Source organism: Streptomyces similanensis, from assembly GCF_039543625.1.
Lineage (GTDB): Bacteria > Actinomycetota > Actinomycetes > Streptomycetales > Streptomycetaceae > Streptomyces > Streptomyces similanensis.
This window is the reverse complement of record NZ_BAABKC010000128.1, coordinates 18,517-33,217: the sequence shown is the minus strand read 5'-3', so window position 1 is coordinate 33,217 and position 14,701 is coordinate 18,517. Positions and strand designations below refer to the sequence as shown.

16 protein-coding genes are annotated in these 14,701 nt (G+C 71.5%); 7 read left to right on the top strand and 9 right to left on the bottom strand.

Annotation, left to right across the window (positions count from 1 at the left end; translation table 11 throughout):
* Positions 1-85 precede the first annotated feature (85 nt).
* From ABEB07_RS34655 to ABEB07_RS34645, 3 genes are all read left to right on the top strand, one after another.
* The gene (locus tag ABEB07_RS34655; protein WP_345672002.1) at positions 86-703 is read left to right on the top strand and encodes a histidine phosphatase family protein; all 618 of its coding nucleotides are present in this window, start codon (positions 86-88) and stop codon (positions 701-703) included.
* Between the two features lie 74 nt (positions 704-777).
* A complete protein-coding gene (locus ABEB07_RS34650) occupies positions 778-1,437 on the top strand; it encodes a hypothetical protein (protein WP_176151041.1) in 660 nt (219 codons plus the stop codon).
* Between the two features lie 56 nt (positions 1,438-1,493).
* Positions 1,494-1,916, top strand: a complete 423-nt coding sequence (locus ABEB07_RS34645) for an acyl-CoA thioesterase (RefSeq protein WP_345672001.1) — start codon at positions 1,494-1,496, stop codon at positions 1,914-1,916.
* A gap of 81 nt (positions 1,917-1,997) precedes the next feature.
* Here ABEB07_RS34645 and ABEB07_RS34640 read toward each other — a convergent pair whose 3' ends face one another.
* The 8 genes from ABEB07_RS34640 to ABEB07_RS34605 form a co-directional block, all read right to left on the bottom strand.
* Positions 1,998-3,413, bottom strand: a complete 1,416-nt coding sequence (locus tag ABEB07_RS34640; RefSeq protein ID WP_425589134.1) for a nucleobase:cation symporter-2 family protein — start codon at positions 3,411-3,413, stop codon at positions 1,998-2,000.
* Between the two features lie 235 nt (positions 3,414-3,648).
* On the bottom strand, positions 3,649-5,034 hold the full coding sequence (locus tag ABEB07_RS34635) for an 8-oxoguanine deaminase (RefSeq protein ID WP_164588337.1): 1,386 nt from the start codon (positions 5,032-5,034) through the stop codon (positions 3,649-3,651).
* A 66-nt stretch (positions 5,035-5,100) separates the two neighbouring features.
* Positions 5,101-6,513, bottom strand: coding sequence for a nucleobase:cation symporter-2 family protein (locus ABEB07_RS34630; protein ID WP_176151039.1), 1,413 nt, complete (start codon positions 6,511-6,513; stop codon positions 5,101-5,103).
* Between the two features lie 64 nt (positions 6,514-6,577).
* On the bottom strand, positions 6,578-7,513 hold the full coding sequence (pucL, locus tag ABEB07_RS34625; RefSeq protein WP_345672000.1) for a factor-independent urate hydroxylase: 936 nt from the start codon (positions 7,511-7,513) through the stop codon (positions 6,578-6,580).
* Positions 7,514-7,520: 7 nt separating this feature from the next.
* Entirely contained in the window at positions 7,521-7,922 is a 402-nt protein-coding gene (uraH, locus tag ABEB07_RS34620; protein ID WP_164588334.1) for a hydroxyisourate hydrolase, read from the bottom strand.
* A 31-nt stretch (positions 7,923-7,953) separates the two neighbouring features.
* Positions 7,954-8,463, bottom strand: coding sequence for a 2-oxo-4-hydroxy-4-carboxy-5-ureidoimidazoline decarboxylase (uraD, locus tag ABEB07_RS34615; protein ID WP_164588333.1), 510 nt, complete (start codon positions 8,461-8,463; stop codon positions 7,954-7,956).
* A gap of 167 nt (positions 8,464-8,630) precedes the next feature.
* Positions 8,631-8,993 carry a helix-turn-helix domain-containing protein gene (locus tag ABEB07_RS34610; protein ID WP_164588332.1) on the bottom strand — a complete coding sequence of 121 codons (363 nt, stop codon included), beginning with the start codon at positions 8,991-8,993 and terminating at the stop codon, positions 8,631-8,633.
* A complete protein-coding gene (locus ABEB07_RS34605; RefSeq protein ID WP_176151038.1) occupies positions 8,990-9,241 on the bottom strand; it encodes a YkoF family thiamine-binding protein in 252 nt (83 codons plus the stop codon). Before ABEB07_RS34605 ends, ABEB07_RS34610 begins: the two co-directional genes overlap by 4 nt.
* A gap of 170 nt (positions 9,242-9,411) precedes the next feature.
* On the opposite strand from ABEB07_RS34605, the gene ABEB07_RS34600 reads away from it, so the two are divergent.
* The 4 genes from ABEB07_RS34600 (at position 9,412) to ABEB07_RS34585 (ending at position 13,587) form a co-directional block, all read left to right on the top strand.
* Positions 9,412-10,251: a TIM barrel protein gene (locus tag ABEB07_RS34600; protein WP_345671999.1), complete on the top strand. Its 840-nt coding sequence runs from the start codon at positions 9,412-9,414 to the stop codon at positions 10,249-10,251.
* Between the two features lie 72 nt (positions 10,252-10,323).
* Positions 10,324-11,214, top strand: a complete 891-nt coding sequence (locus tag ABEB07_RS34595; RefSeq protein ID WP_164588329.1) for a 2-hydroxy-3-oxopropionate reductase — start codon at positions 10,324-10,326, stop codon at positions 11,212-11,214.
* Between the two features lie 219 nt (positions 11,215-11,433).
* On the top strand, positions 11,434-12,897 hold the full coding sequence (locus ABEB07_RS34590; RefSeq protein ID WP_345671998.1) for a catalase: 1,464 nt from the start codon (positions 11,434-11,436) through the stop codon (positions 12,895-12,897).
* 453 nt (positions 12,898-13,350) lie between these two features.
* A complete protein-coding gene (locus tag ABEB07_RS34585; RefSeq protein ID WP_164588327.1) occupies positions 13,351-13,587 on the top strand; it encodes a hypothetical protein in 237 nt (78 codons plus the stop codon).
* A gap of 39 nt (positions 13,588-13,626) precedes the next feature.
* On the opposite strand, the gene ABEB07_RS34580 is transcribed toward ABEB07_RS34585, so the two are convergent.
* Positions 13,627-14,640, bottom strand: a complete 1,014-nt coding sequence (locus ABEB07_RS34580) for an NADP-dependent oxidoreductase (protein WP_345671997.1) — start codon at positions 14,638-14,640, stop codon at positions 13,627-13,629.
* Between the last annotated feature and the right edge of the window lie 61 nt (positions 14,641-14,701).

The following is a 14,701-nucleotide window of genomic DNA, read 5'->3' as shown; positions in this document are numbered from 1 at the left end:
CCGGCCGTACGGCCCAGCCCCTGCTGCGGCCGTACCCGGTGCGTGTCAAGGTGTCGTCGGCGACGACAGGGAAGGAACAGCGGACGTGGGTGACCTCTTTCTCGTCCGGCACGGAGAGACCGAGTGGTCGCGCTCCGGGCGGCACACCGGCTGCACGGACGTGCCGCTCACCGAGCACGGCCGCGAGGAGGCACGGCGGCTGGTGCCGCTGATCCGCTCGCACCGCATCGGCGCGGCGTTCGTCAGCCCCTCGCAGCGGGCGCGGGAGACGGCTCAGCTCATCGGTGTGCACGACGCCCGGGTGGACCCGGATCTGCACGAGTGGGACTACGGCGGCTACGAAGGTGTGACCACGCCCGAGATCCAGCGCACCCGGCCGGGCTGGTTCCTGTTCACGGACGGGGTGGCGCCGGGGCCGCCGGAGCATCCCGGGGAGAGCGTGGAGCAGGTCGGCGAGCGGGCCGACCGGATGCTGGCGCGGGTGGACGCCGCCTTCGCCAACACGGAGGGCGTCGTGCTGCTGGTGGCGCACGGCCACTTCCTGCGGGTGCTCACCGCGCGGCGGCTCGGTCTGCCGCCGTCGGCGGGCGCGCTGTTCCAGCTGGCCACGGGGACCGTATGCCGGCTGGGCACCGAGCACGACCGGCCGGTGATCGCGGGCTGGAACATCCGGCCGCCCGCACCGGCCCAGTCCTCCGACTGACGACGGACCCCGCCCCGCTGTCAGACCCGGGTCGTACGCTGCTGAGCAGCAACGGCCCGGGGAGGGGGGACACCGTGACACGACCGCCGACGGCCGCGCAGCGCCGCGTCATCGACGCCGCGGACCCGGTGACCGGGCGACTGCGCGGCACCCCGGCGCAGCTCGCCGCGCTGGTGCAGCGGGGGCTCGCCTTCCGGCATCCGCGCCCGCCGCACGACCACTTCCTCACCCCCGCCGGGCACCGGATACGGGAGGCCGAGCCCGCGACCGGGGGCTCCGCCGGTCCGGCCGACAGCGCACCCGCCGCCGCCCCGCAGGAGGGCGCCGGCGGCGTGTTCGCCGCCCGGGTCGGTGGCGAGGAGCAGCCGGTGGACGCCTCCCCCGCCCGCCTCCGCGAGGTGCACAGCGCCTGGCAGGGGCTGCTGGAGCTGCGGCGGATGACCCATCCGGACGGCAGCGTCCAGCGGCCGTGCGGGTGGGAGCGTACGCATCTGGTGCGGGCCGCGGCGCTGGCCCTGGAGGCGGCCGGGTGCCGTCCCGCCGGGCCGGACGGGGACGACGGGTACCGGGTGCGGGCGACCGCGCAGCCGGAGGCGGTCGCCGTGCACGGCCCGGACGGCGAGGCGCTGCGGGCGTGCGCGGCCGCGCTGGAGCGGGCGGGCTGGCAGGCCGGGGAGTACACGGAGCCGCGCACCCGGGTCCGGTACCTGCTGGCGTCCCCGCGCCGGGTGTGAACGGCATGGCAAGATCGGGGGGAACGCAGAGGCGATCGGGTGCTGAGGGGGATGCAGTGAGCGAGCCGTTTTCCGTGCGGGTGACCGTGCGCGGGTACGAGACCGACACACAGGGCCACGTCAACCAGGCCGTGTACCTCAACTACGGGGAGCACGCCCGCTGGGCGCTGCTCCAGGCGGCCGGGATCACCCAGACGGGACTGGTCTCCCGCGGGGTGGGTCCGGTGGCGCTGGAGACGACGATCCGCTACCGCCGGGAGCTGCTGGCCGGTGACGAGATCGACGTCAGCTGCGCGTTCTCCTGGGAGGGCGGCCGGACGTTCCGGATCGAGCAGACGGTCCGCAAGGCCGACGGCACGGTGGCGGCCGAGATCAGCGCGGTCGGCGGTCTGCTGGACCTGAAGACCCGCAAGCTGGTCGCCGCTCCGGACGAGCACTTCAAGGAACTCGCCTCGGATCCGGCGCTGTTCGGGCTGTAGAGCGGGGGCGCGAGAGCGTGGAACGGGGTACGGCCCGGTGGCAGCCGGGCCGTACCCCGTGAAACGGTCGCGTCCGTGTCGTCAGTGCACGACGGCGATCTCCTCGCCCGCCTCCATCGGGTGGGTGACGTCCCGCTCCTCTTTGCGGGACTTGCCGAGGTGGTTGAAGACCAGGTTGAGGACGACGGCGGCGACGCAGCCGGTGGAGATGCCGGAGTCGAGGACGATCCGGGCCGTCTCCGGGAAGGCGTGGTAGAAGTCCGGCACGGTGATCGGGATGACGCCGACGGCCAGCGACACGGCCACGATGAGGACGTTGTTGTCCTTGTCGAGCCCGGCCCGGGCCAGGGTCTGGATGCCGCTGGCGGCGACCGAGCCGAACAGCACCACACCCGCGCCGCCGAGCACCGGGCGCGGGACGACCGCGATCAGCGAGGCGGCCATCGGGCACAGGCCCATCAGCACCAGGAAGCCGCCGCCGGTGGCGACCACGAAGCGGCTGCGCACCCGGGTCATCGCCACCAGGCCGATGTTCTGGGCGAAGGCGCTGCACATGAAGCCGTTGAACAGCGGGCTGAGGGCCGAGCCGAGGGTGTCGGCGCGCAGGCCCCGCTTGATCGTCTCCTCGTCGGCGGGGCGCTCGACGACCTCGCCGAGGGCGAGCATGTCGGCGGTGGACTCGGTCATGGAGACCACCATCACCACGCACATCGACACGATCGCCGCGAGCTGGAACTGCGGCGCGCCGAAGTGGAAGGGGGTGGGGAAGCCGACCACGTCGGCGTCGGCGACCGGACCGAAGTCGGTGACGCCGAAGGGTATCGCGATGAGCGTGCCGGCGATCAGGCCCAGCAGGACGGCGATCTGCTTGACGAAGCCCCGGGTGAAGCGGCGCAGCAGCAGGACGACGACGAGGGTGATGCCGGCCAGGGTGAGGTATTTCGCGGAGCCGTAGTCGTGTCCGGCCGGGTTCGGGCCCTGGGCCCAGCCGAAGGCGACGGGCAGCAGGGAGACGCCGATCAGGGTGATGACGGTGCCGGTGACCACGGGCGGGAAGAAGCGGACCGCCTTGCAGAAGACGGGCGCGGCGAGGAAGCCGAGGAGGCCGGCGACGATGACCGCGCCGAAGATGATCGGCAGAGCGTCGGACTTGTCCTTGGTGGAGGCGACGATCGCCGTCATCGGCGCGACGCCGGCGAAGGTGACGCCGTTGACGAAGGGCAGGCGGGCGCCGATCTTCCAGATGCCGAGGGTCTGGAGGAAGGTGGCGAGACCGGCCGTGAACAGGCAGGCGCCGGTGAGGAAGGTCAGTTCGGTGCCGGACAGGCCGACGGCCGCGCCGACGATCAGGGGCGGGGCGACCACGCCCGCGTACATGGCGGCCACGTGCTGGAGGCCGCTGGTCGCCATTTTGAGCGCGGGGAGTTTCTCGTCGACGGGGTGGGTGGACTCGGCTGGCTGTCGTGCCTCATCGCGGGGTGCGGGGTGAGTGGCCACGGCTGCTCCTCCGGTCGGGTAACACGTCTGCTGACGTGGGTGTCTTGGAGGTAATGCGTGTGTGGTCGTGCGGGACCGGGGGCGGGTCCTGGGGGGACCCTCGGGGAGTGGCGGACGGACACCGTCCCGGGGCGCGCGCGTCCACGCGCGCCCCGGAGCCGGCCGCCGCGGACCCCGCTCGGGTCCACGGCTCCCGGCCGGGGGCCGTCCCCCCCGGCCGGAGCTTCGGTGCGGATCAGCGCTGGGCGGCGATCCGGGCCAGGCGCTGGGCCTCGGTGCGGGTCGAGTGCGCGATGGCGTCCTCGTCCGCGTGCAGCAGGCGGCCGTTCTCGACGATCTGGCGACCGTTGACGAAGGAGGCCGTCACGGGGGCCGCGGCGCCGAAGACGAGGGCGGTCACCGGGTCGGCGATCGACGCGTGGGCCAGGGTGTCCAGCTTCCACAGCACCAGGTCGGCGAGCTTGCCGGCCTCCAGCGAGCCGGTCTGCTCGGCCCGGCCGAGGACCGTGGCGCCGCCGTGGGTGCCGAGCCGCAGCGCCTGGCGGGCGTTCAGGGCGGCCTCGCGGTGCGCGCCGAGCCGGTTGATCAGCAGGGCGTTGCGCAGTTCGGTGTGGAGTTCGCCGGACTCGTTGGAGGCGGTGCCGTCCACGCCCAGGCCGACCGGGACGCCGGCCGCCAGCATGTCGGGGACCCGGGCGATGCCGGCCGCCAGACGCGCGTTGGAGGACGGGCAGTGCGCCACGCCGGTCTTCGTGCGGGCGAAGGCGGCGATGTCGCTGTCGTTCATGTGGACGCAGTGCGCCATCCACACGTCCTCGCCCAGCCAGCCGGTGGACTCGAAGTAGTCGGTGGGGCCCATGCCGAACAGCTCGTGGCAGAACTTCTCCTCCTCCACCGTCTCCGAGCCGTGGGTGTGCAGCCGTACGCCGAGGCGGCGGGCCAGCTCGGCGCCCTGGCGCATCAGTTCGGTGGAGACGGAGAACGGGGAGCAGGGCGCCACGGCCACCTGGGTCATGGCGTCGAAGGAGGCGTCGTGGTGCTTCTTGACGGTCTCCTCGGTGGCGGCGAGCGCGCCCTCCAGCGTCTCGACGGCGAAGTCCGGGGGCAGGCCGCCGTCCTTCTCGCTGCGGTCCATCGACCCGCGGGCCAGGGTGAAGCGGACGCCCATCTCGCGGGCGGCGCGGATCACGGCGCCGGACAGGTCGCCGGAGCCCTGCGGGAAGACGTAGTGGTGGTCCATGGCGGTGGTGACGCCGCCGCGGGCCATCATCGCCAGCGAGCCCTGGGCCGCGGCGTACACCATCTCCTCGTCGATGCGCGCCCAGGTGGGGTAGAGCGCGACGAGCCAGTTGAACAGGTTGTGGTCGGTGGCCAGGCCCCGGGTGATCCACTGGTAGAAGTGGTGGTGGGTGTTGATCAGACCGGGCGTGACCAGGTGGCCGCTCGCGTCGATCCGGCGCTCGACGTCGGCCAGGTTCTCGGGGGCCCGGCCGGCGCCGATGGACTCGATCCGGTTGCCGGCGATGACGATGTGCCCGGAGGCGTACTCGGTGTCGTTCGCGTCCACGGTCGCGATCGAACAGTTCTCGATGACGATGCGCTGGGCTGCCGATGGTGCCATGGCGCTTCCTTGTCTGTGAGTGGCGGCCCGTGGCCGGAGGGACCACGGGGAGGGCACGGCAGGACCCTAGGAGGATTTGAGTGCCGGGGCCGCGGTGCGGCTCCGGGTGCCGAGATGGTGGAAGAACAGGTTGAGGGAGACCGCGACGATGGCGCCGGCGCTGATCCCGGAGCCGAGGACGGTCTGCGCCCAGGCCGGGAACTCGGCGTAGAAGGTCGGCGCGGCCAGGGGGATGATGCCCGCGCCGAGGGCGACGGCCACCAGGATGATGTTGGAGCTGTCGTCGAGGCCCGCCTCCGAGAGGGTGCGGATGCCGCTGACGGCGATGGAGCCGAACAGGACGATGCCCGCGCCGCCGAGGACCGGCATCGGCACGAGGGAGACGACCGCGCCGAGCACCGGGAAGGCGCCGAGGACCAGCAGGGCGCCGCCGGCGACGGCGACGACGTAGCGGCTGCGCACCCGGGTGAGCGAGACGACGCCGACGTTCTGGGCGAAGGCGGAGGTGGGGAAGCCGCCGAAGACGGGGCCGAGCAGGGTGGCGATGCCGTCGGTGCGCAGGCCGCGGGTGATGGTGCGGGAGTCGGCGCGGCGGCCGCAGATCTCGCCGAGCGCGAGCATTCCGGCGCTGGACTCGGTCATCAGCACCAGCATGACGATGCACAGCGACAGGATGGCCGCGGGCTGGAACTCGGGGGCGCCGAAGGCGAACGGGGTGGGCAGCGCGGCCACCGGCGCGGAGCGGATGCCGCTGAAGTCGGCCATGCCGAACGGGATCGCGGCCAGGGTGCCGATCAACAGGCCGAACAGCAGGGCGACTTGCTTGACGAAGCCCTGGCCGAAGCGCTGGATCAGCAGGATGACGACGAGGGTGAAGCCGGCGAGCGCGAGGTTGCGCATCGAGCCGAAGTCGGTGGCGGTCTTGTCGCCGCCCTGCGCCCAGCCGACGGGCACGGGCATCAGCGTGACGCCGATGAGCGTGATGACCACGCCGGTGACCAGCGGCGGGAAGAACCTGAGGAGCCGTCCGAAGAACGGTCCGACGGCGAGGCAGAAGACGCCGGCGACCATCACCGCGCCGTAGATGGCGGGGAGTTGGTGACCCTTGGTGTTGGTCTCGGCGATGGCCAGGATGGGCGCGATGCCGGCCGAGGAGGCGGCGTTGACGAAGGGCAGCCGGTTGCCGACCAGGCCCTTGACGCCGATGGTCTGCAGGATGGTGGCGACGCCCGCGATGAGCAGCGAGGCGGCGATGAGCCGGGTGCGGGCCGCGATGTCGAGGCCGCAGGCCTGGCCGATGATGAGCGGAGGAGTGACGACGCCCGCGTACATGGCGGCGATGTGCTGGAGCGCTGCGGGGACGAGCCGCGAGGGGTGGAGCTTCTCGTCCACCGGGTGCACGGACGTGACGGCGTCCTCGATGTGCACCGGCGGGGTGGAACAGGAGCCTTTCGCCGGCTCCGTTGCAGGCTGTGCCATGGTGTTCCCTCCGGTGTGGCGCGCCACCGGCCCGGGCGGCCGGGCCGGTGGCGCGCGTCCCGCGTCAGAGGTTGGTCATGTCGACCGGGATGAGTTGTTCGGCGCCGTCGCGCAGGATGGTGGCCTCGATCAGGCCGTAGGGGCGGTCGGCGGCGTAGTACACGGCGCCGTCCTTGGCCTCGTTGTCGATCCCGAAGGGCGACAGGTCCGAGCGGAAGTGGTGCTTGTTGGGCATCGAGAAGCGGATCTCGTCCACCTCGTCACGGGAGTTGAGCACCCGCACGCCCATCTCGAAGAGGGTCTGCTGGAGCGAGTACGAGTAGGTCTCGGCGAACGCCTGGAGCGCGTGCTTGCGCACCCCGTTGTACGAGCGGTCCCAGTCCGGGGCGTGCGAGTCGACGCCGTCCCAGTTGTGCCGCCACCAGGTGGAGACGGTGGTGGCCAGAATCCGGTCGTAGTCCTCCGTGAGGGTGGTGTACTTGTCCTTGAGGTAGCCGAAGAACTCGGAGTTGGTGGAGTTCAGGACGGTCAGGTCCTTGAACCCGGAGAGCACCTGGATGCCGTGGCCGTCGTAGGTGATCTCCGCGACGCGGGTCTCCTGGCCCTTGCGGACGAAGGAGTGGGCGATCTCGTCGGAGCCGACGAAGCGGGCGCCGGACTGCGAGGTCTCGATCCGCTCCCAGCCGTACTCCTCGATGCGGATGCGGGCCCGGTGGATGGGCTCGTTGTTGTCCACGAAGTGGCGGGCGAGCTTGACGCCGAGGTCCTCGGCGCTCTGGATCCCGTGCTCCTTGGCGAAGGCGAACACCGTGTTCTTGGTGGTGTCCGTCGGCAGGACGTTCGCGTTGGAGCCGCTGCGGTGGACCTCCTCCATGTCGCCGGACAGGGCGACGGAGACGTTCAGGTCCTTGATGTGGTGCGTGTCGCCGTCACGCGTGATCTTGACAACGCGGTTCTCTGCCTTGCCGTACTGGTTCTGTCCCAGGACGAAACGGGTCATGTGTCGGTCAGCTCCCTCGGTAAACGGAGTAGCCGAACGGGTTGAGCAGCAGCGGAACGTGGTAGTGCTCACCGGGCACCACCGCGAAGGTGATGGTGACCTCGGGGAAGAACACCGGCCGGCCGTTCTCGCTGTCCCGGAGCGCGGGGGCGTCCTGCTGGGCCGCGGCTTGTTTCTTGGCGAAGTACGACTCGGTCTCGAAGTCGAGCCGTACGTGGGTGGCGCCCTCCGGCAGGGCCGGAAGGTCCTTGCACCGCCCGTCCGCGTCGGTGGCGGACCCGCCGAGCGCCTGCCAGTCACCGTCGCTGCCCGAGCGGGCGCTGAGGTGGACGGCGACGGCCTCGGCGGGGCGGCCGACGCTGGTGTCCAGGATGTGCGTGGACACTGAGGCGGTGGTCTCGGTGCTCATGTTTTCCTCTTCGGGCGTCTTCGAGCAGGGCTCAGGCGTCTTCGAGCAGCCGGCCGAGCCGGATACGGTTGATCTTCCCCAATTCGGTGCGGACGATCTCCCGTTCCTGCTCGGGCGAGTTGCCGATCCGCTCCTTGACCGCGTCCCGCATCTGCTCGCCGGTCCGGCCGGTGGCGCAGATGAGGAAGACATGGCCGAACTTGTCCTGGTAGGCCAGGTTGAGTTCGAGCATCTCCGCCTTCAGGTCCTCGGACGCCCCGGCCATGCCGCTCTGCTCACGGGCGGAGGTCGGGTCGCCGGGCTTGGGGCGGCCGATCGGCGGGTGGCCGGCCATGGCCTCGGCCAGGTCCGCCGCCGTCAGCTCGGCCATGGCGGCGTCACTGGCGGCGTAGAGGTCCTCGGGGTCGGCGTAGGGGCGGGCGGCGCGGAGCCGCTCCGCCCACGCCGTGGCGGCGCACGCCTCCCGGAGCGCGGCGCGGGCCGCGTCGTCCGGGAGGGCGTTGAAGCGGGCGAGGCCCGACGGCGTGGAAGTCGTAGTCACGGGAGCCTCCGTGGCCGCGAACGGCCTTCGTGCTGAACGGGCTGCGGATAGCTAACGCCCTCCGAAACATCACGTCAACACTTTGTTGAAAATTCCGGGTAAACCCCGGAGTCGGGCCGGTTAACCCCCGGCAGCGGCCCTGCCGTGCTCCTCCCGATGGACGCCGCTCAGGCTTCCTTTTCCCGGTTGAGGTAGTTGTAGACGGTGAAGCGGCTGACGCCGAGGGCGCCCGCCACCGTCTCCACCCCGTGCCGCACCGAGAAGGCGCCGCGCGCCTCCAGGACCCGGACGATCTCCTGTTTGGCCCTGCGGTCCAGTTCCGCGAGCGGCACCCCCTTGCGGCGCTCCATGGCGGCCAGGATGTGGTCGAGGGAGTCGGCGAGCTGCGGCAGGCGCACCGCGACGGCGTCCACGCCCTCCCAGGCGAGCACCACGTCGTCCAGACCCGCCTCGTCCGGCGGCAGCAGCTCGCCGCCGATCGCGTCGACCAGCGGCTTCACGGCCGCGATGAACGGCTCCTGCCCGGTCACCTATCACCCTCCCCGATCACGTTGACCTGGAGCGAGATACGGGTGGCGCCTGCCTTCAGGCTCTTGCGCAGCAGGGCGTCCACGGCGGTCAGGACCGCGTCGGCGCCTCCTTCCGCGGTGTTGCCGAACGGCCCGACGTCCACGGCGTCCAGCTCCGCCGCCTCGACCACCTCGCGGGCCACCACGGCGTGGGCGGGCGCCTCGTCCAGGTCGAAGGGTTCGGTCGTGAACTCAACTCTCAATCGCACGCGCTCAACCTAACGCGCGGGCGGCGCTTCGGGGCCTTTCCGGCCGGCCGGGGGCGCACCGGCCGGACTTCCCCCCTTGACAAGCCGCGACTCTCACCGGCAGTCTTCCGTTAAGCAGAAATGAACTTCCGCAATACGGAATAGCGACACGGAAGGGAGCGCGGCCCCCGATGGGATTCGCAGACCAGCGCTTCAACGTCAACCTGTCGATCCTCTTCACGGAACTCCCGCTCCTGGAGCGTCCCGCGGCCGCCGCCGCGGCCGGCTTCACCGCGGTCGAGCTGTGGTGGCCCTGGGTCGACGCCCCCACCCCCGAGCAGTCCGAGCTCGACGCGCTCAAGAAGGCGATCGAGGACGCGGGCGTCCAGCTGACCGGGCTGAACTTCTACGCCGGACAGCTGCCGGGCCCCGACCGGGGCGCGCTGTCGGTCCCCGGCGCGGAGTCCGAGCGGTTCCGCGCCAACATCGACGTGGCGATCGGCTTCGCCGACTCCCTCGGCTGCACGGCGTTCAACGCGCTGTACGGCAACCGCGTCGAGGGTGTGGACCCCGCCGAGCAGGACGCGCTCGCCCTGGAGAACCTGGTCCTGGCGGCCCGCGCGGTCAACCGGATCGGCGGCACGCTGCTGATCGAGGCGCTGAACAAGCCCGAGTCGCCGCTGTGCCCGCTGGTCAGCGCGCCCGCCGCGATCGAGGTCGTGGACAAGGTGAACGCGGCCACCGGCCTCGGCAACGCCAAGTTCCTGATGGACCTGTACCACCTGTCGATGAACGGCGAGGACCTGCCGGCGGTGATCGAGCGGTACGCGGCGAAGACCGGCCACGTGCAGATCGCCGACAACCCCGGCCGCGGCGCCCCGGGCACCGGCTCCCTCCCCCTGGAGGAGCTGCTCGACCAGCTGCGCAAGGCCGGTTACGACGGCTGGGTCGGCCTGGAGTACAAGCCGGGCGACCGGCCGAGCGCCGAGGCCTTCGACTGGCTGCCGGCCGAGGCCCGCGCGGCCCGCTGAGCCCACCGGGCCCTCGACCGGCCCGCCGAAGTCGCAGACGTAGCACCGCTTTTCAAGAGAGGCACCCTCGATATGAGCACCCTTCCGAAGATTGCCTGGGTCGGCCTCGGCATCATGGGCTCCCCCATGTCCGAGAACCTGATCAAGGCCGGTTACCAGGTCACCGGCTTCACCCTGGAGCAGGAGAAGCTGGACCGGCTGGCCGCCGCCGGCGGCTCCGCGGCCGGCTCGATCGCCGAGGCCGTCAAGGACGCCGACGTGGTCATCACCATGGTGCCCGCCTCCCCGCAGGTCGAGGCCATCGCCTACGGCCCGGACGGCATCCTGGAGAACGCCAAGTCCGGCGCGCTGCTGATCGACATGTCCTCGATCACCCCGCAGACCTCGGTCGACCTGGCCAAGGCCGCCAAGGACAAGGGCATCCGCGTCCTGGACGCCCCGGTCTCCGGCGGCGAGGCCGGCGCCATCGAGGCCGTGCTGTCCATCATGGTCGGCGGCGAGCGCGCCGACTTCGACGAGGCCAAGCCGATCTTCGACGCGCTGGGCAAGACCATCGTGCTGTGCGGTCCGCACGGCTCGGGCCAGACCGTGAAGGCCGCCAACCAGCTCATCGTCGCCGTGAACATCCAGGCGTGCGCCGAGGCCGTGGTCTTCCTGGAGAAGTCCGGCGTGGACCTCGCCGCCGCCCTGGACGTCCTCAACGGCGGCCTGGCCGGCTCGACCGTGCTGACCCGCAAGAAGGACAACTTCCTGAACCGGGACTTCAAGCCGGGCTTCCGCATCGACCTGCACCACAAGGACATGGGCATCGTCACCGACGCCGCCCGCAACGTCGGCGCCGCGCTGCCGGTCGGCGCCGTGGTCGCCCAGCTGGTGGCCTCGCTGCGCGCCCAGGGCGACGGCGGCCTGGACCACTCGGCGCTGCTGCGGGCCGTGGAGCGCCTGTCCGGCGCCCAGCTCTGACGGTCCCACCCGAGACCTCCGGGCGACGCCGCCGCTGACACCTGTCCTGTCGCGCCCAGGCGGCGGCGTCGCCCGGAACCACCTCCGGCAGCCGGTCGACGTTCTTCAACAAACTGTTGACACAGCAATTCAACAAAGTGTTGACGCGCCGATCGCTCCAAACCTAGGCTCCACAAAGCGGAAACAAGTTTCCGCTGCCCCTCGTATGGAAGGTCCACGATGTCGAAGCGCGTGCTCACGACAGAGTCCGGCGCCCCGGTCGCCGACAACCAGAACTCCGCTTCCGCCGGCATCGGCGGCCCGCTCCTGCTCCAGGACCAGCACCTGCTGGAGAAGCTGGCGCGCTTCAACCGCGAGCGCATCCCGGAGCGCGTGGTGCACGCCCGCGGCTCCGGCGCCTACGGCCGCTTCGAGGTGACCGACGACGTCACCGGCTTCACGCACGCCGACTTCCTGAGCGAGATCGGCAAGCGCACCGAGGTGTTCGTGCGCTTCTCCACCGTGGCCGACTCGCTCGGCGGCGCGGACGCGGTGCGCGACCCGCGCGGCTTCGCGGTGAAGTTCTACACCGAGGAGGGCAACTACGACCTCGTCGGCAACAACACCCCGGTGTTCTTCATCAAGGACCCGATCAAGTTCCCCGACTTCATCCACTCGCAGAAGCGCGACCCGTTCACCGGCCGCCAGGAGCCGGACAACGTCTGGGACTTCTGGGCGCACTCCCCCGAGGCCACGCACCAGGTGACCTGGCTGATGGGCGACCGCGGCATCCCGGCGTCCTACCGCCACATGGACGGCTTCGGCTCGCACACCTACCAGTGGACGAACCGGTCCGGCGAGGCGTTCTTCGTCAAGTACCACTTCAAGACCGACCAGGGCATCCGCTGCCTGACCGGCGAGCAGGCCGCCGAGCTGGTGGGCCAGGACGCCAACTCGCACCAGACCGACCTGCTCCAGGCGATCGAGCGCGGGGTGCACCCGTCCTGGACGCTGCACGTGCAGATCATGCCGGCGGCCGAGGCGGCGAACTACCGCTTCAACCCGTTCGACCTGACCAAGGTGTGGCCGCACGCGGACTACCCGCTCAAGCGCGTGGGCCGCCTGGTGCTGGACCGCAACCCGGACAACGTGTTCGCCGAGGTCGAGCAGGCCGCGTTCTCCCCGAACAACTTCGTGCCGGGCATCGGCCCCTCGCCGGACAAGATGCTCCAGGGCCGGCTGTTCGCCTACGCCGACGCCCACCGCTACCGCCTGGGCGTCAACCACACCCAGCTCGCGGTGAACGCGCCCAAGGCCGTCCCGGGCGGCGCCGCCAACTACGGCCGCGACGGCCTGATGGCCGCCAACTCCCAGGACCGGTACGCCAAGAACTACGAGCCCAACTCGTACGACGGCCCGGTGGAGACCGGCGCCCCGCTGGCGGCGGCGCTGGCCGTGTCCGGCCACACCGGGACGCACGAGGCCCCGCAGCACACCAAGGACGACGACTTCTTCCAGGCGGGCGAGCTGTACCGGCTGCTGCCGGAGGACTCCAGGCAGCGTCTGGTGGCGACCATCGCCGGCGGCCTCTCGCAGGTCACCCGCAACGACGTCGTCGAGAAGAACCTCGCACACTTCCACGCCGCCGACACCGAGTACGGCAAGCGCGTGGAGGCGGCGGTCCGCGCCCTGCGCGAGGACTGACCCGCACACCGCGTCCGGCCCCCCGACGGGGAGGTCGGGAGCCGGACGCGCAACGCCCCGCGCGGGCGCCGGACGACCCGGATGAGGGGTGGTCGGCCGGTACCTGCGCGGTCAGGGCGAGGACCGCGGTGGATGCGAGCCAGTGCGGTGGTGAAGGCCGAGCGCAGCGCCTTCTCGACCAGAGGGAAGGCCGCGCACGGCCGTCGCATCACCGCGGTCCCAGCCCGGAACACCGCCTCACCCGATGAGGCGCCTCCCCCACCGGACTCCGTCCGGCGGCGCGAATGTCCTGTCGCGCCCAGTCTCGTGCCGTCGGACGGGCACCAACGACAACTTCATACCTCACCGGGCCGATGAGCGCCGGATGCGGACGGTCCCGCATCCGGCGCTCTTCGGCGTGCCCGGCCTCCCTCTCCGGGTGCGGGGCGGCCGCGCCGGCGGGAGGCTGAGGGCATGGACCATCTCACGCGGCATCCGCACATCGTGGTGCATTCGCCGGCCCTGGACGGCTCCCGGCGGGTGACCGAGGGCGACGTGACGCTCGGGCTCGCCTCCCACCTGGACGACGTGGTCGAGATCCTCCGCCTGGCCGACCTGGACCGGGTCGAGGTCGAGGAGAGCGACCTCATCGAATGGCAGGGCGGCGGCCCGGACGACTGGCCGGGCCTGTCGGAGCACGAGGACGCCTGAACGGGACCGGGACAGGCAGCCTCCGGGGGCCTCGGCGCCTCAGGGGACCGTGAGCACGATCTTGCCCTGGATGTGTCCCCGGGCGGCGCGCTCGTGCGCCGCCCGGGCGTCCGCGAGCGCGAAGGTGCTGTCGACGGCGACGCGGATCGTGCCCGCGTCCAGCAGGCGTCCCAGTTCCGCGAGCTGGGCGCCGTTCGCTCGTACCTGCGTGCCGGACACGGTGACGCCCAGCCTCGCGTTCTCCTCGTCGTCGAACTCTCCGAAGTACACCGGGTACAGGGCGCCGCCGCGCTTGAGAGCGGGCAGGAAGCGTCGGCTGCGGGGACCCCCGACGGCGTCCAGGACGAGGTCGACGTCGCGGACGACGTCCTCGGGGCGCTGCTCGGTGTAGTCGATGTACTCGTCGGCGCCGAGGCCGTGGAGGAAGGTCTCGTGGGCGCCGGAGGCCACGGCGATGACGTGGGCGCCCTTCCACTTGGCCAGTTGCAGGGCGAGGTGGCCGACGCCGCCGCCGGCTCCGTTGACGAGCACCGTGGTGTCGCCGCCCAGCGCCACGGGGCGGTGCCTCGCCTCCTGGAACGGGGAGGGGTGGTCGTGCCCGACGTCGATCAGGTACTGCCACGCCGTCAGCCCCGACATGGGCAGCGCGGCAGCGTGCGCGTGGTCCACGGCGGCCGGCTTGGGCGCGAGGTCGGCCGCGGGTGCGGTGACGTACTCGGCGTACGCGCCGCTCTGCGTCAGGCCGGGAAAGCGCAGCATCCCCATCACCTCGTCCCCGGCCGTGAAGCCGGGGACGTCGGCGGCGACGGCTTCCACGACACCCGAGACGTCGGTCCCCGGGATCAGGGGCAGGTCGAACGGGGGCCTGAACTCGGGAGGGACGCCGGGCATGCCCTCGCGTACGTACCAGTCGGGCGGGTTGAGACCGACCGCCCGCACGCGGACGAGCACCTCGCCCGAGGCCGGTTCGGGAACCGCGACCTCCTCGTGGCGCAGCACCTCGGGGCCGCCGAACTCGTGCAGCCGGATCGCTTTCATCATGCGGGTCGGCATCGTGTTCCTCCTGCCTACGGCACGGTATACATTTATTCGGATCAGTGCACCACATAAACGG